The organism is Phenylobacterium sp., from assembly GCF_035309685.1.
In the GTDB taxonomy this organism is placed as follows: Bacteria; Pseudomonadota; Alphaproteobacteria; order Caulobacterales; family Caulobacteraceae; genus Phenylobacterium.
Genome location: NZ_DATGEX010000033.1, coordinates 15,281 through 35,016 on the forward strand (window position 1 = coordinate 15,281; position 19,736 = coordinate 35,016).

Genomic DNA, 19,736 nt, shown 5'->3' on the forward strand with positions numbered 1-19,736 from the left:
GATTCCGCGCGGTGTGTGGGGCCGAGGAGCGTCAGTATGAGCCAACGCATCGTCCCGGGACTTGAGCCCGCGCCGACGAAACACGCGAAGCTGCTACAGTGGGTTCGCGAAATCGCCGCGCTGACCGAGCCGGACCGGGTGCGCTGGTGCGACGGATCGCAAGCCGAATGGACCGAGCTGACCGGGGAACTGGTCGCGGCCGGGACGCTGAAACAGCTCAATCCCGCCAAACGGCCCAATTCCTTCTACGCCGCCTCCGACCCGCGTGATGTGGCGCGCGTCGAGAGCCGCACCTTCATCTGTTCGGAAAATCCCGAGGACGCCGGCCCGACCAACAACTGGCTCGACCCCGCCGAGATGCGCTCGGACCTGAAGGACCTGTTCAAGGGCTGCATGAAGGGGCGCACGATGTACGTCGTGCCGTTCTGCATGGGGCCGCTGGGCTCGAAGATCAGCGCGATCGGCGTGGAGATCACCGATTCGGCCTACGTCGCCGTATCCATGAAGATCATGACGCGGATGGGCCAGGCCGCCCTCGACCAGCTCGGCGAGGACGGCTTTTTTGTGCCGGCCGTACACTCGGTGGGCGCGCCGCTGGCGGCGGGGCAGGCCGACGTCGCCTGGCCCTGCAACGAGATCAAGTACATCGTCCACTTCCCCGAGACCCGGGAGATCTGGTCCTACGGCTCCGGCTATGGCGGCAATGCGCTGTTGGGCAAGAAGTGCTTCGCGCTGCGCATCGCCTCGGTGATGGCTCGCGACGAGGGCTGGTTCGCCGAGCACATGCTGATCCTGAAGCTGACCTCGCCGCAGGGCGAAGTTCACTACGTCTCGGCGGCCTTCCCGAGCGCCTGCGGCAAGACCAACATGGCCATGCTGCAGCCGACGCTGGCCGGTTGGAAGGCCGAGACCATCGGCGACGACATCTGCTGGATGCGCTTTGGCGACGACGGTCGGCTCTATGCGGTGAACCCGGAGGCCGGCTTCTTCGGCGTGGCGCCGGGCACCGGCGAGTCCACCAACAAGAACGCGATTGCGGCCCTCTACGCCAACAGCATCTTCACCAACGTGGCGCTCACCGATGACGGCGATGTCTGGTGGGAAGGGCTGACCGACGAAGCGCCGGCGCACCTGATCGACTGGCGCGGCAAGGACTGGACGCCCGACAGCCTGGAGCCCGCGGCCCATCCGAACGCCCGCTTCACGGTGCCGGCCTCGCAGACCCCGGTGATCGCGCCGGAGTGGGAAGACCCGGCCGGCGTGCCGATCTCCGCCATCCTGTTCGGCGGGCGCCGCGCCAGCGCCGTGCCGCTGGTCAACGAGGCCCGCGACTGGGCGCACGGCGTGTTCATGGCCTCCAACGTGTCCTCGGAAGGCACGGCGGCGGCCGAGAACTCGATCGGCGAACTTCGCCGCGACCCGTTCGCGATGCTGCCCTTCTGCGGCTACAACATGGGCGACTATTTCGGCCACTGGCTGGAGCGGGGCGCCACGGCCAAGGACCCGGCCAAGCTGCCGCGCATCTATTTCGTCAACTGGTTCCGCAAGGACGAGCGCGGCAAGTTCGTCTGGCCGGGCTATGGCGAGAACGCGCGCGTGCTGAAGTGGATCGTCGACCGGCTGGAAGGTCGCGCCGAGGCGGTGGACACCGCGATCGGCCGCCTGCCGGCGCCCGGCAGCCTGGACGTGAACGGCCTGGGCCTCAGCCAGGCGCAGCTCGACCTCCTGTTGACCGTCGACGCCGAAATCTGGAAGCAGGAGGCGGCCCTGGTGCCCGCCTTCTACGAACGGTTCGGCGATCACCTGCCGGCCGCGCTTTGGGCCGAGCTGGAGGCCTTGAAGGCCCGGCTGGAAGACGCCGGCGCGGACTCGGCGATGGTGGCCGCGGAGTAGGCGGCCAATTCGATCCGGATACGAAGAGGGCCGCGGCTGACCGCGGCCCTTTTTCGTTGAGCGTTGAAACCGCCCCGGTGTCAGCCGTTGGCGACGACCCGCAGGGTTGGCGCAGCGCCCGGGCGTTCGCCGCGAATCTGCGCCACCAGCTCGAAGAGGGCGCGGCGCACGCCGTCCACGTCGCCCCGGTCGGCCAGGACTTCCAGCTCCGCGAGGTGGGCCGAGGAGACGCGCAGCGGCGAGTTGGAGACCACCTCCAGCACCTTGTGCGCGCAGGGGAGAGAGCGCTCGGTCTCGTCGAGCAGGGCTTCGGTGAGCTTCTCGCCGGGACGAAGGCCGGTGATCTCGATCTCGATCTCCTTGCCGGGCGTGCGGCCGGAGAGCGCGATCATCTGGCGGGCGAGATCCATGATCCGCACCGGCTCGCCCATCTCCAGCAGGAACAGGCGCGCGTCGCGGCCCTCGCCCTCGGCGCAGGTGGCGGTGGCGTGCAGGACCAACTGGCTCGCCTCCGGAATGGTCATGAAGAAGCGTTCCATGTCCGGGTGGGTCACGGTGACCGGGCCGCCGCGCTCGATCTGCGACTTGAAGATCGGCACCACCGAGCCGCCGGAGCCCAGCACGTTGCCGAAGCGCACGGCGGAGAAGCGCGCGCCCTGGCCGCCGTTCTGCTGGGCCTGGATGACGCTTTCGGCCAGGCGCTTGGTGGCGCCCATGACATTGGTGGGGTCGACGGCCTTGTCGGTCGAGATCAGCACCATCTGGCCGGCGCCAGAGGCTTTGGAGGCCTCGGCTACGTTCCAGGTGCCGATGACGTTGGTGAGCACGCCCTCGCAGGGGTGCTGCTCGACCATGGACACATGCTTCAGGGCGGCGGCGTGAAAGACCAGGTCGGGCTTTTCCGCGTTGAAGGCCTGAGCGACACGCGAGGCGTTGCGGACGTCGCAGAGCACTGCCTGGCGGGACATTCGCGGGAAGGTCTCAGCCATTTCGCGGTCGATTTCGAAGAGCGAAGTCTCTGAAAAGTCTAGCAAAGTCAGGTGGGCGCAGTGGAAGGCGGCGACCTGGCGGCAGAGCTCGGCGCCGATCGAGCCGCCAGCGCCGGTGACCAGCACCCGGCGGCCGCGGATCAGGTTGCCGATCGCCACCCGGTCGAGCTCGATCGGCTCGCGCGCCAGGAGCTCTTCGATATTGATGTCCCGCATCGGCAGAAGGGTGACGCCGTCGTGCTGGGCGAGCTCGACGATGGAGGGCAGGCGCAGGAGGCGGATGCCGTCGGTCTTCAGCCGGCCGAGCTGGTCGGCGGTGAGGCCCTTCAGGCGGCCGGGTTCCTCCAGGAACAGGATGGAGCGCGGATAGCGGTTCCAGCGGCGCAGGTCGGCCAGCGCCGCATCGAGGTTTTCCAGGCTCTCGATGACGCAGACGCCGCGCACCTGCTGGCCGACGTCGCGCGGATCGGGGCCGATGATGCCGACCGGCGTGTGGCTGCGGTCATGGCTGCGGGCGATGTCGCGCAGATAGCTGTCGGCCAGCGCCGGCGGGCCGATCAGCAGCAGGGAGGGCGACTGGCTGATCCGGTCGCTGACCGTCTTCAGCGGCGAGAAGCTTTCCAGCGCGTGCTCGTGCAGGGCGCGGCGCAGGATGCGCACCCCCATGGAGCCGACCATCTGGAACATCGGCGCGAGGAACAGGGTCGAGCGCGGCAGGCCGTGGGCCCGGTCGATGACAAAGACCCAGAGCAGGAAGACGCCGACGGTGAGCAGCGCGATGCGCGCCAGCACCAGGGCGTCGGGAATGGAGGCGTAGCGCCACGGCGAGAGCTCGCGGCGGAACAGCATGCTGAAACCACCGGCCAGCGCCGCATAGAGCACCACCAGCTGGACGACGGTGAGCGAGGTGGCGTCGGCCATGTCCGGGCCCGCGCCGGAGCCGGCGGAGATCGCGACCAGATAGGCGAGGCCGAAGGCGAGCGCCGCCAGGGCGACATCGGCGAAGATGGTCTGGGCTCGAAAAGCCATCCTCTCCATCCGCCGCGCTCCGTGAACCCTTCGAATCGTCAACATAGACTTGGGAGGTCGACCGTCCACCTAAACCGACGGAATCCGACGTTCCCCGTGCGCGCTGTTGCGCGCCGCGCACATTCGGTGCGCATCCGCGAAGCCGCCGGACCTTAGAAACCACTGAACAATGAAGCAATTGAAAAGCCGCCGCCCCGTAAAGAGCGGCGGCTTCCCAGGAAGCGTCCGTTGGAGCCTGAGAGGGCTGATCTAGAACAGGACGCCGGTCTCGATCATGGCGCGGGATTGGTCCGACTTGTTGGCGAACTTGCCGAATTCGGAGCCGGGCGTGCCTGAGCCGATCTTGGTGTAGGAGAACTCGCCGCGGACGAAGTACTGCTTGACCTGCAGGGTCGGGGTGAGCGTGAACGACCAGGCGTCGCTCTTGGTCCCGTAGAGCAGCGCGACCTGCGAGCCCGAGGACGAGATGTACTCGACCCGGCCGGCCAGATTGAACAGCGGGTTGAACTGGTACTTGGCCAGCACCGCAGCCCCGAAGGTCGAGGCCGAGCTCGGCAGACCGAACGCGTTGTCCTTCGGCGTGGTCGAGTACTGGATGTAGGGGTTGAGCACCCAGTTCCCCTCGGTGTGGGTGTAGATGACGTTCCAGATGGTCCCATTGTTCTGGGCGACCGGCGTCACGAAGGACGAGCGCGAGGTCTTGTCGAAATTGCCGGAAGCCGCGACGGCCAGCGTGTCCTTGGGCGAAAGCGTGTAGGTCGCCAGGCCTGAGACGGTCGAATAGTGGTCCGAGTAGTAGCCGTCGTTGATCGAGACGGAGACCGCCAGCGGGCCTTGCGTGTAGTTGGCCTGGACGCCGCGGCTGATCGCCGGCTCCTGGTTCCACAACAGGCCGCGCTCGATGTTCAGGTTCTGGAAGCTGAAGGTGTATTCCGCGCCGATCAGCGTCGGCAGGATGCCGACCTCGACGTTGAACGCCGCGTTGGGCACGATCTTGATGTAGGCGGTCGGCACATAGCGGAAGGTGTCTTCCGTCAGCCGGGTGGTGGTGAGCATCGGCGTGCCGAGCGAGGGGAGGTTGTACTCGCCCGCCTGCACGTAGAACTGGAAGACGCCATCGGTCTTCTGCACCTCGATCTGCAGGTTGGAGACGTCGCCCTTCTTCTTCTGGCTGCTGGTCGGGGCGGCGGTCTCGGCGGCGGCGAAGAGCGTGGCCTGACCGCTGACGTAGATCTTGCCGGCCGGGCCGAGGTCGATATTCAGCGGGTCGCTGGGCGCCGCCAGCGAAGAGGACATGGAGGGCGACGACAGCGCCGTCGGTCCAGCGGGCGCGGCCGGCGCGGCGGCCGGCGGCGTGTCATCTGCCCGCGCGGCGCCTGCGGCGGCGAGAGCCAGCGCCGTTGCGCCCGTCAGGCATGCGAATTTCGTAGCGTTCATGGTCTATCCCCTTTTTGCCGGCCGCGTTGTCCAGGGCGCACCCGAGCCGACCGTGCTCTGTCATCGTCGTGCTGGGGCTTGGCAGATCAATCTTGGCCGGCCCGCCACGGCCGTGCTTGGCCGCGCTGACCAAAGTTTGGGCGCCGCAGAGGCGGGACGCCATGTGTTTGGGCGCCATTTTCATAAAGCTGACATCAAGATCGCCGTCCGCTGCTCGCGCCCGATTCCAACCGGGAATCCCCGATTTCGAGGCAGAAGCTAGGCGTCCGCCATCGCGTTGGCGGGCGAATGTGGGGAAAATCCTCCTGCCTCGGAAATGAGCATGGCGCTGGCCGAACGCCTCCCAGGCATAAGGGACTTGTGGGCGCCCTTAGCGCTGCACGAGCGCGCTGTAGCCCAGGTGCGATCCGCCATCGACCAGCAGGGTCTCGCCGGTGACATGCCGCGAGGCCTTGGAGCCCAGGAACACGGTGGAGGCGGCGATATCGTCCGGGGTGGACGCCACCTTCAGCGGCGTGCTGGCCGCCGCATTGGCGCGGATGCGGTCGGCGGCGGCTTCGCCCAGGCCCTTGCCGAACCAGGGCGTGTCGATGAAGCCCGGGCAGACGGCGTTGACGCGGATCTTCGGGGCGAGCGCCCGGGCCAGCGACAGCGTCATGGTGGTCAGCGCGCCCTTGGAGGCGGCGTAGGGCACCGAGGAGCCGATGCCGATGACTCCGGCGATCGACGCGGTGTTGACCACCGCACCCGGTTGCGGCGCGGCCTCCAGGAGGGTCCGGCAGGCGCGGACCATCTGCCAGGCGCCGACGACATTCACCGAGTAGAGGTCGAGGAAGTCCTGGCCGGAGATGGCGTCCATGTCGGCGTGGTTGGCGAACTTGGTCACACCCGCGTTGTTGAAGAGGGCGTCGATGCGCCCGAACGGCTCGGCGGCGGCGGCGATCTTCCTGCAATCGTCGTCAGAGGCGACGTCGCCCTGCACCAGCACGGCCTTGGCGCCCGCGGCTTCGACCAGGCGGCCGGTCTCCTGGGCCTCGTCGGCGGAGCGGGCGTAGTTGATGACCACGGCCTTGGCGCCCTGGCGCGCGGTTTCCACGGCGATGGCGCGGCCCAGGCCCGTCGAGGCGCCGGTCACCACCACCACGAAGTCTTCGAATCCGCCGCCAGCCATGTCGTCCTCCCGGTCTTTGGATTTCTGATAGCGGCTAACGCGCTTGATCTGAAGCTTGCCGGAACGAGGGGTGGCTGCGGCGGCGCGCCATCCAATGCCTACGACGCGCTGGAAAACGAGAGTTGCGCAAAGCGGACCTTCGTCGGTCCCGCAACTCCCGAAGGCGGTGATCTCCGTTATGGACGATGTTCCCGTTGGGCGAGAAACGCTCCAATCCCTGGGCGTTGGGCCATTCCACCTTCGTGATGCCTCAGGCCCGCAGGTGTGTGAGTATGCGGTCGGGAACGGGAGCCACTGGGTGGCGGTTCGATCGCGCGATACGACCGTGGGGCTCGAGGCGATCCGGGGACTGGTCGCCGAGAACTATCCGGCGATAGCTCGCAGCCTGCTCCGGCCCCTCCTGCACCTTCTCAGTCTTTCCCGTGAGGCCTGCGGCGGCGATGTCGACAAGTTCCTCATCATGCTGGTGATCGCAATCCGAACCACGGAACACGAGGGCTTTGCCGCCTACAGCCAAGCGCAGTTGCTCAGTGGCGAGATCCCCGTCTTCCCGACGCTCGGCACAAATGTGCGGTCCGTCGCCGAATCCACCGGCACGCCTAAGGAGACGGTTCGCCGCAAGGTCAGTGAACTCATCGAGGCCGGCTGGATATCGCGCGCCGGCAATGAGCTGCGATTTACAGCGGTCGCCTACCAGGACCTGGCTGGCGTGCGCGTCGCGATCGAAGATCTCGCGGTGAGCAATTTCCGCGTGGTGGCGGACCTGGCGCGCAAGCGTTTCGCGGGATCGCTTGAGGAATAGTTTCACCTTAAGCGCGCGTCTGAAGTGATCACGCGCGCGACAGTGGCCAGGAGCCCTTCGGCCTCTAAAGGCTTGTCCAGCGCGGCGTCAGCACCGAGCTTGCTCGCGAGGTCGAGCAGGTCCAATCCGCCGAAGTAGCGGCGCGCCGCCACGGCGATGATGCGCACCGCGGGGTGAGCCCGCGTCACGGCAGAAATCAGCTCTATGCCGTCGCAGTCGGGCATCAGGATTTCGGTGATCAGAACATCCGGAGGCTCGGCGAGGATACGCGCAAGCGTCCGGCGCCCGCATAAGCACTCGTCGACCGCGTAGCCTGCGCGGTTCAGGATGTCCCGGGCCGACGCCGAAGCGCCGGGGTCCTTGTCCACCAGCAATACCGTCGCAAACGCCATCCGCAGCTCCGCCATCTGCGACCGTGCTAAGCGGCGCCACGTCGGGCCGGTATTCCAGGCAGGCCCAATTTGGGGCCTCTGCCAGAAGAACTTCGCGCGATTTGTGACCAAACGTCGTTTCGGGGCGGGCGCCCGGACGAAGTGTATGAAACAGCCGGAACACGACCCCTGCGCCAATGGCGCGGCGGCCAGGCGAATAACGTCGGTCGACCTGGCCGCCGCCCTCGACCAATTCAGCGATGCGGGACTTCTGACCGAGGGGAAGGTCAATCTCATCGCCCTCGACGCCATCGTCGAGAGGCTGGGCGTGCGCTGGACCACGCGCAGGGCCCAAATCCACGACTATGTCGCTCGATTTATTGAGCGTCGGCTAGGTTCTGACGGCTACCATCTCAGAATCTCCGAGACGGACTTCCTCATCTGCCAGCCGGAGGTTGGCCGATTTGCCGGCCAAGCCGCCTGCCTGCAGATTCTGCGAGACGTCCTGACCCACTTTATAGGCGACGCCACCCTCGCCGACGACTGCGTCCATCAAGTCACGAAGGTCAGTGCGTCCGAGATTCAAGGCACGCGGGTGCGCGCCAGCGAGGTGGAGAAGGGCGAACGGATGGAGCGAGAGGCGCTGGCCTCCGCGCGTCCGCGGCGAACCCTCGACCGTTGGACGCCGTTCGTCGCGTCGGACGGCCGCGAATTGCGGGTCGCCTGCCGTCTCGAACCGGTCGTCGAGCTGAAATCGTTCGGACAAATCGGATTTCGCATCGCCCGGCGGGTGCTCGTCGCCGGCTCGGACGAGGCCGTAACGGCCGAGATGGTTCGTAAGCTTTCTCGCGCCGATATCATGCGGATCGACCTGGCGGCGGCGGCGCGAGGCATGGAGGCGTTACGCATGGCGGACACGGGCGAAGCGCCGCCAAGTCTCATCATGCCGGTCTCGTTCATCAGTCTTGCAAGCCAGCGGGGGCGAACGGCGATCGCCGGGCTGCTGATGGAGGCCCGCGACTTGGTGAAACGCGGGGTCATTTGCGAAATAAGCGACATCGAGGGCGTACCGCAGGGCGTGATGCTGCACGTGGTGTCGCTGATCCGACCCTACTGCCTGTTCGTGGTGGCGCGGATTGATCTTGGACCGCCGGCCGCCGCCACACTTGCCCAGCTGAGGCACTCCGGTGTGCAGGCCCTGTCGGTGGAGTCCCCGCGCGGGCTCACCGACGCCGCTTTCCTCCGCTGGATGAAAACGACGGTCGAAGCGGCGCGTCGCGTTGTCCGGTCGATGCTCCTGTACCAGCTCGCTGCACCCCAACAGGCCGCGCTCGCCGCCAAAATCGGCGCCACCCACGCGAGCGTCGGGGAGTGGGCGCGAGATGACTAGGTCCTCCTCCCTGAGCAAATGCGAGCCCGAACGCCTGCCCAGGGCCGACCAAGCGCCAGTTTGGATCCACCTTGCGGACGCCGAAGGCCTTTCGCGCACCGGCTTTCCCCTCTGGGTCGGCCGACAGGGATTTCGGACCCGTCTTCATCCGTCGGCGGAGGCCCTTGTGGCCGCCGCTCCCTGGCTGGAGCCCGGTTGCGTAGTCCTCGATCTTGCCGGTTCGATGTGGAGCGCCATCGACGTTCTCGATCGATTGCGCGTGGCCGCGCCAAATCATCCGGTGGTGGTCTGCGGCTGCGACGACGTCGCTCTGGCGGTCGCCGCGATGAAGGTTGGAGCCGCCGACGTTCTGGATCGGCCGGTGGGCTGGACCGCGCTTGCCGGCGCCGTCGCGCAGGCCCTGGAGGCGCAGGCGTTTCGTTCGGCCGCGCCGGCGCACTCCGCCGCCACCGCGAGGGTTGCAAAATTGACCCCACGACAGCGCGGCGTTCTCCGCGGGCTGATGGCCGGTAAGTTCAACAAAACGATCGCCCACGAACTGGGGGTTAGTGCGCGCACCGTCGAATGCCACCGCGCCGCCATCATGACCCGCACGGGCGCCGCCAGCCTGAGCGAGCTCATCCGGATCGGGATCGCCGCAGGGCTCTGAGAGTTGCTCGGTTGCGGCCAGTTGCCGTGTGGGAGTCCGAGGGCTAAAGCCGCGCGGATGGACGACACTCACCTGACCCAGCTCGGCCGCGCCGTCGACGCGCCGGACAGCCCGGAGGCGGCCGTGCTGGAGCGCGTGCCCAATCCGCAGGCCGACACGCTCTATCTGGCGCGGTTCACGGCGCCGGAGTTCACCTCGCTCTGCCCGGTGACCGGCCAGCCGGACTTCGCGCACCTGGTGATCGACTATGCGCCGGGCGACTGGCTGATCGAATCCAAGTCGCTGAAGCTCTATCTGGGCGCGTTCCGCAACCACGGGGCGTTCCACGAGGACTGCACGGTGGCCATCGGGCGGCGGATTGTGGCTGTGGCGGAGCCGAAGTGGCTGCGGATCGGCGGCTATTGGTTCCCGCGCGGCGGCATCCCGATAGACGTGTTCTGGCAGAGCGGCCCGCCGCCAGAGGGCCTGTGGCTGCCCGACCAGGGCGTGGCGCCGTATCGCGGTCGGGGCTGAGCGCGCGATTTAAGCAAATCTATTGGCAGACGCCGCGCTTTCGCCTGCGCGATTACTGGGATTAAGGATCTCTCCGGACGCCCTTCCCCTGATGGCGGCGCGCGAGTCCTAGATGTCATCCGGCGACGACTACGAGCGAGCAGCTCTCCTCTGAGGCGAAAAGCGTCGGCTGCTCTAGAATTGGCCGCTTCGGGCTTCCCAGACCGGTTAATCGAGCCTATAAGTCGACTGCCCATCTCTCCTCGGGCGTGTCACACCTCAGGCCTGACGGCGTCCCGCGCCGTCAGGCCGTTGTGCTCTTGGGGGCCTGGCTCAGCGCGCAAGGCGATTGAGGGGGCGAGCCTGGCGCTCCGGGGCCGCCTCCCGCCGCATGTCGGCAGCCCGATTGCGCCCGTTGGTCTCATCGGCGTTGAACGGCGCTGATTTTCCCGCCCGCTGGACTGCCGTCGACGAGACGTCCTGCAATGGCGAGGGAAGACATGAAGGTGATATCGGCCATCGCGATCCTGGCGGCGCTCGCGACGCCAGCGCTCGCCGACGATCGCGCGCTCATCACGCAGTATGAGCAGCAGCTGTCCGACGCCATCACCAACGGCGCGCCCGAGGTATGGGACAGGCATCTCGATCCCGAGGTGATCTTCGCCGAAGAGGACGGCAGCTACAAAGGCAAGGACGGGATGATCAAGGAAGTCCGGCCCCTGCCGAAAGGTCTCGGCGGCGAGATCAAGGTGGAGCTTCTGTCCTATCACGAGGAAGGCGACACCGCGGTGGCGCTGTTTCGGCAGCACGAAATCGAGCGCTATTACGGGCAGACCATCCACGCGAGCTATCTCACGAACACGGTGTGGAAGAAGCGCGCCGATGGCTGGAGGCAGATCGAGGGACAGGTCATCGCCGAGAGGACCGATCCGCCATCCGTCGCCCTGTCCGGCCGCGACCTGCGGAAATTCGCGGGAACCTACCGGCTGAAGAACTCCGAGCCGACCTACAGGCTTGTGTTGACCGGCAGGAAGCTGATGGGCGCGCGAGCGGGCAAGCCGCCGGCGGAATGGAATGCCGAGACGCGCGATGTGTTTTTCATCAAGGGCGATCCTCGCATCCGCAAGATCTTCCAGTACGACGCGGCCGGCAAGGTGACTGGCTTCATCGAGCGGCGCGAAAGCTGGGATATCGTGTGGAGCAAGGTGGGTTAGGCCGTGTCCCCCGGCGCCTTAGCGTCTGGGCCTAGCCCTGCCAGCGGCTGACCAGCGGGCCGACCTGCGGCCGTTCGCGCTCCAGGGCCGGCTCGCGGGGCGTGCCGATCAGCACGAAGCCCGCCACCTGCTCGTCGCCCGACAGGCCCAGGATCGCCTTGGCGTCCTCATCATAGGCGTACCAGTCGGTGATCCAGTTGGCGCCGTAGCCCATGGCGAGCGTCGCATAGAGCAGGGTGGCGCCCACCGCGCCGGCGGACAGCAGTTGCTCCCACTGCGGGATCTTGTCGGCTTTGGGCGCGGAGATCACCGCGACCGCAAGCGGCGGGACCTTCAGCTTGCCGAGCTTGGCCGCGGCGGTCGGGTCGCCGCGGCCGACGGCCAGGGCCTCAAGCCTGGCGGCGAAGGCGGCCTTGGCGTCGCCCTGTAGGATCACGAACCGCCAGGGGGACAGCTTGCCGTGGTCGGGAACGCGGGTGGCGAGGCGCAGCAGGGTCTCGATCTCGCCGGCGCTGGGCGCGGGTTCGGTGAGCGTGAGCGCCGAGGTCGAACGGCGGGTGGCCAGGAACTTCAGCACCTCCGGCGCCGGGGTCAGCGGGATCGGATCGCCGAATTGCGGCGCAGGCGGCAGGTCGGCGGTCACGGGAGGCCTCTGGATCGCGTTTAGGAACAGGTAGGACGGCTTCCTTTATGGGTGCGTCCGCGCGCATCGCAAGGCGAGCCCGAGATATGAGCGACAAACCTGCGTGGCTGACGTCGCATGGGACGCCCTGGAAGCCCGGGGCTGAGCGCGTCGCCTTCGAGAGCGGCTGGATCACGGTCACCGACCAGATCGCCATCGCCCCGACCGGGCGGCCGTCGCCCTATGGGCTGGTGCGGTTCAAGAACCTGGCGGTGGCGGTGCTGCCGATCCATGACGACGGCACGGTGGTGCTGGTGGGCCAGCACCGGTTCCCGTTCGGCGAATACAGCTGGGAGCTGCCGGAGGGCGGCGCGCCGCTGGCCGAGGACCCGCTGGCGGGCGCCAAGCGCGAGCTGGCCGAGGAAACCGGCCTGATGGCCGCCGACTGGCGCGAGATCATGCGGGCCCAGCTTTCCAACTCGGTCACCGACGAGCGGATGGTCGGCTATCTGGCGCTGGGGCTTTCGCCGGCGCCCGCCGCGCCTGACGCCGACGAGACCGAGGCGATCGCGCTTGCCCGCGTGCCGTTCCGCGAGGCGCTGGCGGCGGCGACGGCGGGATATCTTCCCGACATGCTGACGGTGGCGATGTTGCTTAGGGGCCACCATATGGCGGTTGAAGGCGCTTTGCCGGGCGCGTTGGCGCGCGCCATGCTAGGATAGGGGAGCACGCCTTATGGGGCGGGAGGAACATATGAGCCAGCAACGCCTGGAGGTCGTCGACCCGGCCAATCCGCCGCCGGTCTGGGCGTCGCTGCGCAATGAGGCCGAGGCCGCCGGCCAGAAGGAGGCGGCGCTGGCCAGCCTGCTGGCGGCGGTGATCCTGAACCACAAGAGCCTGGGCGGCGCGCTGTCGTACCAGCTGGCGCGCAAGCTGGGCGATCAGGAACTGCGGGCCATGAGCATCCGCGAGATCGCCGAGGAGGCCTATGCCTCCAGCCCCGACCTGGTGGAGATCGCCGAGGCCGACCTGCGCGCGGTGTTCGAGCGCGACCCGGCCTGCAAGGGCTATCTGCAGCCGTTCCTGTTCTTCAAGGGCTTCCTGGCCCTGCAGACCCAGCGGGTGGCGCACTGGCTGTGGGGCGAGGGCCGCGACACGCTGGCGCTCTATCTGCAGAGCCGGATGAGCGAGCTCTTCCAGGTCGACATCCACCCGGCGACCCGCATCGGGCGCGGCGTGTTCATCGACCATGGCACCGGCATCGTGATCGGCGAGACCGCGGTGATCGGCGACGACGTCTCCATGCTGCAGGGCGTGACGCTCGGCGGCACCGGCGCCGAGCGCGGCGACCGCCACCCGAAGATCGGCAAGGGCGTGCTGCTGGGCGCCGGCGCCAAGGTGCTCGGCAATATCGAGATCGGCGACTACGCCAAGGTCGCCTCGGGCTCGGTGGTGCTGAAGCCGGTGCCCGCGGGCTGCACGGCGGCGGGCGTTCCCGCGCGGCTGGTCAACTGCCCGACCTGCGACGAGCCGGCCAAGAGCATGGATCACACGCTGGCCGACGCGGTGTACGTGATCTGAGGTTTTCGCCTTCAGAGGTTTTCGGGAGCGGCGCGACCGGCTAGGTTCGCGCCGCCTGCAGAATCTTGAGGAGCGTTGGCGTGGACGAAAGAATGATCCGCAAGATCGAGGGCCACCTTCGGGGGACCTTCGCCAACGCCCGCATCGTGCTGACGCCGCGCCCGAAGCAGAAGGATTCCGCCGAGGTCTATGTCGGCGAGGAGTTCGTCGGCGTGGTCTTCGAGGACGAGGACGGCGACGGCTCGTTCATGTTCGAAATGGCGATCCTGTCGGAAGACCTGCCCTAGCTCACCGGATCTGCACGACATTCAGGCTGCCGGCCGGCAGAGGGGCGAAGGCCGGCTGCGGCTGGCCTGCGTCGAGCCATTGCGCCCACTGCGCGCGCGGCAGGATGACGATCTGGCGGTCGTGGAAGGGCTGGATGTCGGGGCCCGGCGGCATGGTCAGCATGGTGAAACGCTCGTCTCGCACTAGGCCCGCGATGCAGAAGAGCTCGGCGTCGGCGGCGGTGAACAGCCACTTCGACTTGGGCGCCTTGGGACCGGTGAACTCGTAGAACCCGTCGGCGGGGATCAGGCAGCGGCCCGGGCCGAAGCGGCGGCCGTCGGAGCGGAAGTTGATCAGGGGGCCGCCGCGGTCCTGCTGGAAGCCCCAGCGCAACGGCTTCAGTTCGGCGCCCTGGTTCGAACCCAGGAGGATCGGCGCGGGGTCGGTCGGGCGGATGGAGTCGCGGGGCTCCAGGTTCGGCGCGCCGCCGGCCCAGTGGACGCCGATGTCGAGTTCGCCGAACGTCTCGATGATCCGGTCGAGGGGCTGTTTGAGGCGATATTCATTGCACATGCGCCGTCAGATAGGACGTCGGAGCCGTCCGCGTCGACAGTGCAGTATAAAATATACGTATTGAGTTGATCGGCCGGCGCCTGCTACGCCCTCACTGTGGTCGGCCTTCGGCGTCCGCTCGCCCCTCGTCACCGTATATCGCAGGTCTACAGAAACATGGTGGAATAGGCTGGCGGCGCGGAAACTGTGTTCGCCGCCTCAGTGCAGGCTCAGAATATGACGATGCAGGACGATCGAAGCTCGACATCGGAAGCGCAAGGCTCCCGGCCCGGGACTGCCGCAAGCCGGATCGGGCTGGGGCTCGCCGCGCTTCTGCCAGCGCTGGCGTTCGCTGTGGCGACCCATGCATCGACGATTACGGCTACCTCGGGAACGCTGGTGAAGGCGCTGAGCGCGGTGAAACCTGGCGACACCTTAGCATTGTCCGGCGCCTTCCAAGACGTGACGATTGCCGACCGAAGCTTTTCGCCTGCCCTCAACATCACCTGCGCCGACCCTGAGCATCCGGCGACCGTCCGGTCGTTAGTCATAAAGGAGGTCGCCGGGCTGCATATGAGCTGTGTCTCAGTGGCCTTCACGCCGGACGAAAAGACCGTGTCGTTTTCCTCGGCGGTCAGTATCGAGAAATCGTCGGATATCTCGCTCACGGCCATGAAGATCGTCGGCGGGCCGGCGGTCAGCGGGGTCCCCGAGACGGCGCTGGCGGGCGACAAGACCGGCAATGTCATTGGTCGCCCAGCCGGCCGGGGGATAACGATCTCCTATTCCCACGACGTCTCGCTGGTCGACAGCGAGATTACCTTCTTTCACCGCAGTCTGGTTCTGGCGACGGTGGCGAACGTCACGGTACGCCGCAACGATTTCCACGATCACCGCACGACCGCAATCGCGGGTTCGAACCTTACCGACGTGGTGATCGATCACAACACGATACGCGGTTCGAATCCCTGGCGGTGGGGTCAGACGCCGGTTGGCGACCATGCAGACTGTTTGGCGTTTTGGTCTGACGCAAAGCAGACGACGCCGAACGCAAGGGTCAGTATCAGCAACAACCGGATGGAGCAGCTTTCCGGCGCGGCGATCCTGGGCATGTGGTTCCAAGGGACCCCCGCCGCACCGTTTACGGACGCCAAGATCACGGGCAACACCTTCGTCATTCCCAACCTGCAGGGCATAGCGCTGTGGAACACCGTGGGCGGTCTGATCGCGGACAACTTCATGGTTCAGGCCCCGGTGGCCGGGGTCGATCCCAAACAGCGCCCGACCATACTATTGCGTGCCGGTGTCACGGGTTTGGTGATGAAATCCAACCATGTAAGCTCACCCATAAGCGACACCTCCGGCGGCGCCAACACCACCATCGGCAACGTGGTGATGACGGGAAACGTCAAGATTCCCTCGTGACGCTGGTCGTCGCTGCGGCCGTACAGGAGGCCGGTCAAATCCTGGCGTGCGCCCTCAAGCGGCGCCGTGCTGAATATCCGGCCAGCCACAATAACGCGCGTTTCGCGAAGCTCACGCCGCGCCGCGGATGATCCGGCGGGCCTGGAAGGGTGGGATGATGGCGGTGATGTGGGCCGCCCAGCGCAGGCGGGCGTCCTGCCGCGTGGGGCCGGCGATGCTCTCCAGGTCGTAGCGGCCGGCGCGCGAGCCGCGCAGCAGGCGCTTGACCAGCACCTCCTCGGTGTCGAGCTCGACGACGACGACGTGGCCCAGCATGTCGGGCGAGGGCGCGGTCTTCTGGTCCTCGAAATAGATCAGCGCGCCGTCGTCGGCGATGCCGCGCATGGAGTGGCCGACCACCAGCAGGGCGCGGGCCTGCTCGGTGCCGCCGGGCGGGATCGGGGCGAGGTCGCCGGGCTCCTGGCCGGTGGCGAAGAGCACCAGCCCCTCGGGATTCGCGCCCACGCGGCCGATGATCGGCACGAAGCCGGCCTCGGCGGCGGGCAGCATGGCGCCGGCCGCGTCGTAGAGCCATTCGGGGCGAACGCCGAAGGCGGCGGCATAGTCCTTGGCCCGGCGGTAGGAGAAGGGCGCATAGCCGTTCTCGTTGGAGACATAGGTGTTGCGGTTCCAGCCGAACGCCTCGGCCGCGGCCGACGCGCTCTCGAAGCCCTTGGCCATGCGGGCCTGGCGCAGGCGCTGGCAACGCTCATCCACAGGAAAAATCCGATCTGTGATATCGGATAGCACATAACCTACGATTTTCCTTGGCGCAAGAATCGTATGTTTGATACGATATCTCAATGACCCAACTCGCCACCCGATATCCCGCCCTTACGTCAAGAACGGTCGCAGCGACGGGAGGCGGGAGTCAGACAAAGCCGGGCGATGCGTCCGATCGGACGACGCCGCGGTTCGCCCGGCACGCGGCGCATGTGCGCGCCGTGCTGGCTCAGGGCGGCTTTCCGGTGATGCCGCGATGAGCGCGGTGGATGAGGACGCCGCGGCCATGGTGGCGCGCGCGCTCAGCCGCCGGGCGCCGAAGGAGCGGGCGCGATTCCTGCGCGAGCTGCTGGCCCACACGGCGGCCGGGCTGGTGGTGATCGAGGGCGACCGGGCCGCGGGCGAGGCGGTCTACCGGCTGGCCGACGCGGTGGTGGCGCGCGGCGGGCGCTGATCTTCCCGATTTTTCAAAGAGCCAGAGCCTTTTCAAAGGAGAGATCATGGGACGCGCCTATGACCCCGGCCGCGCGATGCGCGAGCGTCTGAAGCTGCTGGAGGCCCGGGAGAAAGGGCGGGCGGAGGCGCGCGCGGTGGCGGATGGCGTCGCCGAGACGGTGGCGCTGGCCCGCGCGCGGGGCGCGAAGTTCGAGAAGCCGGCGCCCGGGCGCGGGACGCGCGAGACGCCGTACCGGCGGCAGGCCGGCCTCGACTGGCTGGCGCGCAAGGGGCGGATCAGCGCGGCGCAGCAGGCGGCGGGCGAGCGCTACGGCGCCTGCTGGCGGCGCGCGGGCGCCGCACCGACCATCGGCTCGACGCTCGAGGTTCAGCCGAGCCGCGGGCTGGCCGGCGGGCCGCCGCTGAACCTGTTGCTGAAACAGGCGCTGGGCCGGGAGCAGGCGGTCGCCGAGCTGGCGGGGATGCGCGCGCGGCTGTTTGGACAGTCGGACCTGGTCAGCGTCTGCGACCTCATCTGCGGCCAGGAACTGACGCCGCGCGAGGCCGGCGGCGGCGAGCGCGAGGCGGGACGTGTCGAGGCGGTGCTGAAGGTGGCGCTGGATCTGCTGTGCCTGCCCGCGCGGCGGGACTAGCCGTCCACCTCGATGCTGAGCGCGCGTTTGGGCATGTCGAGCTCGAAGGCGAGGCCCTGGGGCGTCCAGGCGGTGGTCACCTGGGCCTCAAGATAGGCCGCGGCGCGGGCGATGACGGTCGAGCCGACGCCGCGGCGCGTGGGCCGCGACACGGCGGGTCCGCCCTGTTCGGTCCATTTGAAGAGGACGCGGTCGCCGGCGGCCCGGCGCCAGGCGATCATCACCTTGCCGCCGGGCGTCGAGAGCGCGCCGTGCTTGGCGGCGTTGGTGGCGAGCTCGTGGACGATCATGGCCACCGACTGGGCCGCAGTCGGCTCCATGGGCAGGATCGAGCCGCTGATCCACACCCGCGGTTGCTGATGATCCATGAAAGGCGCGAGCTCCTCGCTGACCAGATGCTGCAGGTCGGCGGCCATCCAGCGGCTCTTGGCCAGCAGATTGTGGGTGCGGGCCAGGGCCTCGATGCGCCCGTTCAGCGTTTCGCGGAAGTCCTCGACGCTGTCGGACTTGCCGAGGCGCACCATGGCCTGGACGACGGCGAGCATATTGTTGGCGCGATGGTTGACCTCGTTGACCAGCAGCCGCTGGCGATCCTCGGCGGCCTTCCGCTCGCTGATGTCGACCAGCATGTTGACCGCGCCGACCATGCCGCCCCCGGCGTCGAACAGCGGCGTCGGGAAGGGCGTGAAGGTGATGCGGGTTCCGTCGGGCCGCTCGGCGATGGCCTCGGCGCCGCGGTTGGGGCGGCCCTCGCGCAGGGCGATCGCCATCGGGCACTCGCTGTGCGGCAGGGGCGAGCCGTCGAGGTTGTAGAGCTTCCAGGTGACGCACCACTCGTCGCCCAGCGCCGGTCGGCGGCCGGCGAATTCCACGGCCGCCTCGTTGTAGAAGGTGATCTTGCCCTGCGCGTCGGTGGTGTAGATCGCGGCCGGAAGCGCGTTCAAGAGGTCGCGGTAGAAGACCTCGCGGCCCATGAAGGCCTCCTCGGCCTCCGCCAGGCGGACGACCTGCGCCGGGGGCGCGGATGCGCCGCGCGGCCGAGCCTCGGAACCTTCGGATTGCACGGACATGGCCACCCCATGGCGACGCGCGGAGAGCCGCACGACGCTTGGCCCGAACGCGCGACTTCGGGGCGCGTTCCGCGGCATGCGGACGATTTTGCGAATGCGCGACGTTGTTCTCATTTTGTTCTTGACGCGCCCGCACGAATTTGCGATCATTCAGGCAATGTCGAGGGATGCGGCGACCGGCGTTACCTCGGCCAAGCAACCTTTCGGCGGGTCCCCACGTTGCGGCTCCAGCGACCTCGACCCCTCTGGCCCCTTTGGCCGGTGGGCGGGCCGAACTGGAGATTTCCACCATGAAGATTACGCGTACCGCAGCGGCGCTCGCCGCTGTCGTCGGCTTGGGCGCGCTGGGCGTCGCCTCAACCGCGTCCGCCCGCATCGTCTGCAATGCGTCCGGTGACTGCTGGCACACCGACAGCCGGGCCGCTTACCCGCACGTCGTGCTGCAGTCTCATCCCGACGACTGGTACTTCCACCAGAAGTGGGACAATGACCAGAAGCGTCACTGGCGCGAGATGCACGAAGGCCGCGGCTACTACGAAAACGGCGTCTGGGTGAGCCGCCGATAGCGGGACAGCGCTTCAGACAACGGAAAGGGCGGTCTTCGGGCCGCCCTTTTTCGTGGCCGGATCGGGCGGCGCGCCAAGCTGCAAAGCTTAACCATGCGCCGCGGTGCACGCCGTTGCGACTTCGCGCAACGGCCGGGCTGGCGGACAAGACCGGCCGCGCGGCGCCTCAACGTTCGCGCCTGGTTGCGTTTGTCCCGATGAGGTGTGTCGTGAGTCCTTCAATCCTGCTGGTGGCGCTTCTGTGGGCCGCCACCTGTCTCGCCATCGCCGCGCTGAGCGGCCTGTTCCGCCCGCGGCGCCTGCCGTCCACGCGCCACGCGCGGCGCGTCAGCACCGACCCGCGGACCTGAGGGCGGGCCGGACGGA

Annotated in this window: 22 protein-coding genes; 14 read left to right on the top strand and 8 right to left on the bottom strand. The window is 67.7% G+C overall.

Translation table 11 applies throughout. The features are described 5' to 3' along the window. The first annotated feature begins 36 nt into the window (after positions 1-36). Positions 37-1,893: a phosphoenolpyruvate carboxykinase (GTP) gene (locus tag VKQ35_RS10880; RefSeq protein ID WP_324361437.1), complete on the top strand. Its 1,857-nt coding sequence runs from the start codon at positions 37-39 to the stop codon at positions 1,891-1,893. A gap of 80 nt (positions 1,894-1,973) precedes the next feature. Here VKQ35_RS10880 and VKQ35_RS10885 read toward each other — a convergent pair whose 3' ends face one another. From VKQ35_RS10885 to VKQ35_RS10895, 3 genes are all read right to left on the bottom strand, one after another. Then, positions 1,974-3,911 (bottom strand): nucleoside-diphosphate sugar epimerase/dehydratase, encoded by a 1,938-nt coding sequence (locus tag VKQ35_RS10885; protein ID WP_324361440.1) that lies wholly within the window; start codon positions 3,909-3,911, stop codon positions 1,974-1,976. Positions 3,912-4,160: 249 nt separating this feature from the next. Further along, positions 4,161-5,348 (bottom strand): outer membrane beta-barrel protein, encoded by a 1,188-nt coding sequence (locus VKQ35_RS10890; RefSeq protein WP_324361441.1) that lies wholly within the window; start codon positions 5,346-5,348, stop codon positions 4,161-4,163. A 370-nt stretch (positions 5,349-5,718) separates the two neighbouring features. Further along, a complete protein-coding gene (locus VKQ35_RS10895; RefSeq protein ID WP_324361444.1) occupies positions 5,719-6,519 on the bottom strand; it encodes an SDR family NAD(P)-dependent oxidoreductase in 801 nt (266 codons plus the stop codon). Between the two features lie 298 nt (positions 6,520-6,817). Between VKQ35_RS10895 and VKQ35_RS10900 the strand changes: the two genes are divergently transcribed. Next, on the top strand, positions 6,818-7,321 hold the full coding sequence (locus VKQ35_RS10900) for a hypothetical protein (protein WP_324361446.1): 504 nt from the start codon (positions 6,818-6,820) through the stop codon (positions 7,319-7,321). Between the two features lie 2 nt (positions 7,322-7,323). Here the strand turns inward: VKQ35_RS10900 and VKQ35_RS10905 are convergent, their stop codons facing one another. Next, positions 7,324-7,713: a response regulator gene (locus tag VKQ35_RS10905; protein ID WP_324361448.1), complete on the bottom strand. Its 390-nt coding sequence runs from the start codon at positions 7,711-7,713 to the stop codon at positions 7,324-7,326. A gap of 145 nt (positions 7,714-7,858) precedes the next feature. Here VKQ35_RS10905 and VKQ35_RS10910 point away from each other — a divergent pair, with 145 nt between their 5' ends. From VKQ35_RS10910 to VKQ35_RS10925, 4 genes are all read left to right on the top strand, one after another. Continuing rightward, on the top strand, positions 7,859-9,082 hold the full coding sequence (locus VKQ35_RS10910; protein ID WP_324361450.1) for a hypothetical protein: 1,224 nt from the start codon (positions 7,859-7,861) through the stop codon (positions 9,080-9,082). 166 nt (positions 9,083-9,248) lie between these two features. Beyond that, entirely contained in the window at positions 9,249-9,731 is a 483-nt protein-coding gene (locus VKQ35_RS10915; protein WP_324361452.1) for a response regulator transcription factor, read from the top strand. A gap of 57 nt (positions 9,732-9,788) precedes the next feature. Then, a complete protein-coding gene (gene queF, locus VKQ35_RS10920) occupies positions 9,789-10,244 on the top strand; it encodes a preQ(1) synthase (protein WP_324361454.1) in 456 nt (151 codons plus the stop codon). A gap of 464 nt (positions 10,245-10,708) precedes the next feature. Further along, positions 10,709-11,437 (top strand): nuclear transport factor 2 family protein, encoded by a 729-nt coding sequence (locus tag VKQ35_RS10925; protein ID WP_324361456.1) that lies wholly within the window; start codon positions 10,709-10,711, stop codon positions 11,435-11,437. Between the two features lie 31 nt (positions 11,438-11,468). Here the strand turns inward: VKQ35_RS10925 and VKQ35_RS10930 are convergent, their stop codons facing one another. Further along, positions 11,469-12,080, bottom strand: a complete 612-nt coding sequence (locus tag VKQ35_RS10930) for a nitroreductase (protein WP_324361457.1) — start codon at positions 12,078-12,080, stop codon at positions 11,469-11,471. Between the two features lie 86 nt (positions 12,081-12,166). Here VKQ35_RS10930 and VKQ35_RS10935 point away from each other — a divergent pair, with 86 nt between their 5' ends. The 3 genes from VKQ35_RS10935 to VKQ35_RS10945 all read left to right on the top strand — a co-directional run bounded on the left by VKQ35_RS10935 (position 12,167) and on the right by VKQ35_RS10945 (position 13,927). Next, positions 12,167-12,781, top strand: coding sequence for an NUDIX hydrolase (locus tag VKQ35_RS10935; RefSeq protein ID WP_324361459.1), 615 nt, complete (start codon positions 12,167-12,169; stop codon positions 12,779-12,781). A 31-nt stretch (positions 12,782-12,812) separates the two neighbouring features. Continuing rightward, on the top strand, positions 12,813-13,640 hold the full coding sequence (gene cysE / locus VKQ35_RS10940; RefSeq protein WP_324361462.1) for a serine O-acetyltransferase: 828 nt from the start codon (positions 12,813-12,815) through the stop codon (positions 13,638-13,640). 92 nt (positions 13,641-13,732) lie between these two features. Continuing rightward, positions 13,733-13,927: a DUF3126 family protein gene (locus VKQ35_RS10945; RefSeq protein ID WP_414692332.1), complete on the top strand. Its 195-nt coding sequence runs from the start codon at positions 13,733-13,735 to the stop codon at positions 13,925-13,927. A 1-nt stretch (position 13,928) separates the two neighbouring features. Here the strand turns inward: VKQ35_RS10945 and VKQ35_RS10950 are convergent, their stop codons facing one another. Beyond that, entirely contained in the window at positions 13,929-14,480 is a 552-nt protein-coding gene (locus VKQ35_RS10950) for an SOS response-associated peptidase (protein ID WP_324361466.1), read from the bottom strand. 216 nt (positions 14,481-14,696) lie between these two features. Here VKQ35_RS10950 and VKQ35_RS10955 point away from each other — a divergent pair, with 216 nt between their 5' ends. Continuing rightward, positions 14,697-15,884, top strand: coding sequence for a right-handed parallel beta-helix repeat-containing protein (locus VKQ35_RS10955; protein WP_324361469.1), 1,188 nt, complete (start codon positions 14,697-14,699; stop codon positions 15,882-15,884). Positions 15,885-15,995: 111 nt separating this feature from the next. Here VKQ35_RS10955 and VKQ35_RS10960 read toward each other — a convergent pair whose 3' ends face one another. Next, the gene (locus VKQ35_RS10960; RefSeq protein ID WP_324361471.1) at positions 15,996-16,640 is read right to left on the bottom strand and encodes a S24 family peptidase; all 645 of its coding nucleotides are present in this window, start codon (positions 16,638-16,640) and stop codon (positions 15,996-15,998) included. Between the two features lie 262 nt (positions 16,641-16,902). Here VKQ35_RS10960 and VKQ35_RS10965 point away from each other — a divergent pair, with 262 nt between their 5' ends. After that, positions 16,903-17,100 carry a hypothetical protein gene (locus tag VKQ35_RS10965; RefSeq protein WP_324361473.1) on the top strand — a complete coding sequence of 66 codons (198 nt, stop codon included), beginning with the start codon at positions 16,903-16,905 and terminating at the stop codon, positions 17,098-17,100. 46 nt (positions 17,101-17,146) lie between these two features. Further along, complete coding sequence (locus VKQ35_RS10970) at positions 17,147-17,734, top strand: hypothetical protein (RefSeq protein WP_324361475.1); 588 nt, start codon at positions 17,147-17,149, stop codon at positions 17,732-17,734. On the opposite strand, the gene VKQ35_RS10975 is transcribed toward VKQ35_RS10970, so the two are convergent. Then, the gene (locus tag VKQ35_RS10975; protein WP_324361478.1) at positions 17,731-18,804 is read right to left on the bottom strand and encodes an HWE histidine kinase domain-containing protein; all 1,074 of its coding nucleotides are present in this window, start codon (positions 18,802-18,804) and stop codon (positions 17,731-17,733) included. The genes VKQ35_RS10970 and VKQ35_RS10975 overlap by 4 nt on opposite strands. 290 nt (positions 18,805-19,094) lie before the next feature. Here VKQ35_RS10975 and VKQ35_RS10980 point away from each other — a divergent pair, with 290 nt between their 5' ends. After that, positions 19,095-19,370, top strand: a complete 276-nt coding sequence (locus VKQ35_RS10980) for a hypothetical protein (RefSeq protein ID WP_324361481.1) — start codon at positions 19,095-19,097, stop codon at positions 19,368-19,370. A gap of 209 nt (positions 19,371-19,579) precedes the next feature. Next, positions 19,580-19,720, top strand: a complete 141-nt coding sequence (locus VKQ35_RS10985) for a hypothetical protein (RefSeq protein ID WP_324361483.1) — start codon at positions 19,580-19,582, stop codon at positions 19,718-19,720. The last annotated feature ends 16 nt before the right edge of the window (positions 19,721-19,736 follow it).

Coding starts and splice junctions, on each gene's coding strand:
- VKQ35_RS10880 (WP_324361437.1), top strand. CDS start 37: ATGAGCCAACGCATCGTCCCGGGACTTGAGCCCGCGCCGACGAAACAC.
- VKQ35_RS10885 (WP_324361440.1), bottom strand. CDS start 3,911: ATGGCTTTTCGAGCCCAGACCATCTTCGCCGATGTCGCCCTGGCGGCG.
- VKQ35_RS10890 (WP_324361441.1), bottom strand. CDS start 5,348: ATGAACGCTACGAAATTCGCATGCCTGACGGGCGCAACGGCGCTGGCT.
- VKQ35_RS10895 (WP_324361444.1), bottom strand. CDS start 6,519: ATGGCTGGCGGCGGATTCGAAGACTTCGTGGTGGTGGTGACCGGCGCC.
- VKQ35_RS10905 (WP_324361448.1), bottom strand. CDS start 7,713: ATGGCGTTTGCGACGGTATTGCTGGTGGACAAGGACCCCGGCGCTTCG.
- VKQ35_RS10910 (WP_324361450.1), top strand. CDS start 7,859: ATGAAACAGCCGGAACACGACCCCTGCGCCAATGGCGCGGCGGCCAGG.
- queF (WP_324361454.1), top strand. CDS start 9,789: ATGGACGACACTCACCTGACCCAGCTCGGCCGCGCCGTCGACGCGCCG.
- VKQ35_RS10925 (WP_324361456.1), top strand. CDS start 10,709: ATGGCGAGGGAAGACATGAAGGTGATATCGGCCATCGCGATCCTGGCG.
- VKQ35_RS10935 (WP_324361459.1), top strand. CDS start 12,167: ATGAGCGACAAACCTGCGTGGCTGACGTCGCATGGGACGCCCTGGAAG.
- cysE (WP_324361462.1), top strand. CDS start 12,813: ATGAGCCAGCAACGCCTGGAGGTCGTCGACCCGGCCAATCCGCCGCCG.
- VKQ35_RS10945 (WP_414692332.1), top strand. CDS start 13,733: ATGATCCGCAAGATCGAGGGCCACCTTCGGGGGACCTTCGCCAACGCC.
- VKQ35_RS10950 (WP_324361466.1), bottom strand. CDS start 14,480: ATGTGCAATGAATATCGCCTCAAACAGCCCCTCGACCGGATCATCGAG.
- VKQ35_RS10955 (WP_324361469.1), top strand. CDS start 14,697: ATGACGATGCAGGACGATCGAAGCTCGACATCGGAAGCGCAAGGCTCC.
- VKQ35_RS10965 (WP_324361473.1), top strand. CDS start 16,903: ATGAGCGCGGTGGATGAGGACGCCGCGGCCATGGTGGCGCGCGCGCTC.
- VKQ35_RS10970 (WP_324361475.1), top strand. CDS start 17,147: ATGGGACGCGCCTATGACCCCGGCCGCGCGATGCGCGAGCGTCTGAAG.
- VKQ35_RS10975 (WP_324361478.1), bottom strand. CDS start 18,804: ATGTCCGTGCAATCCGAAGGTTCCGAGGCTCGGCCGCGCGGCGCATCC.
- VKQ35_RS10980 (WP_324361481.1), top strand. CDS start 19,095: ATGAAGATTACGCGTACCGCAGCGGCGCTCGCCGCTGTCGTCGGCTTG.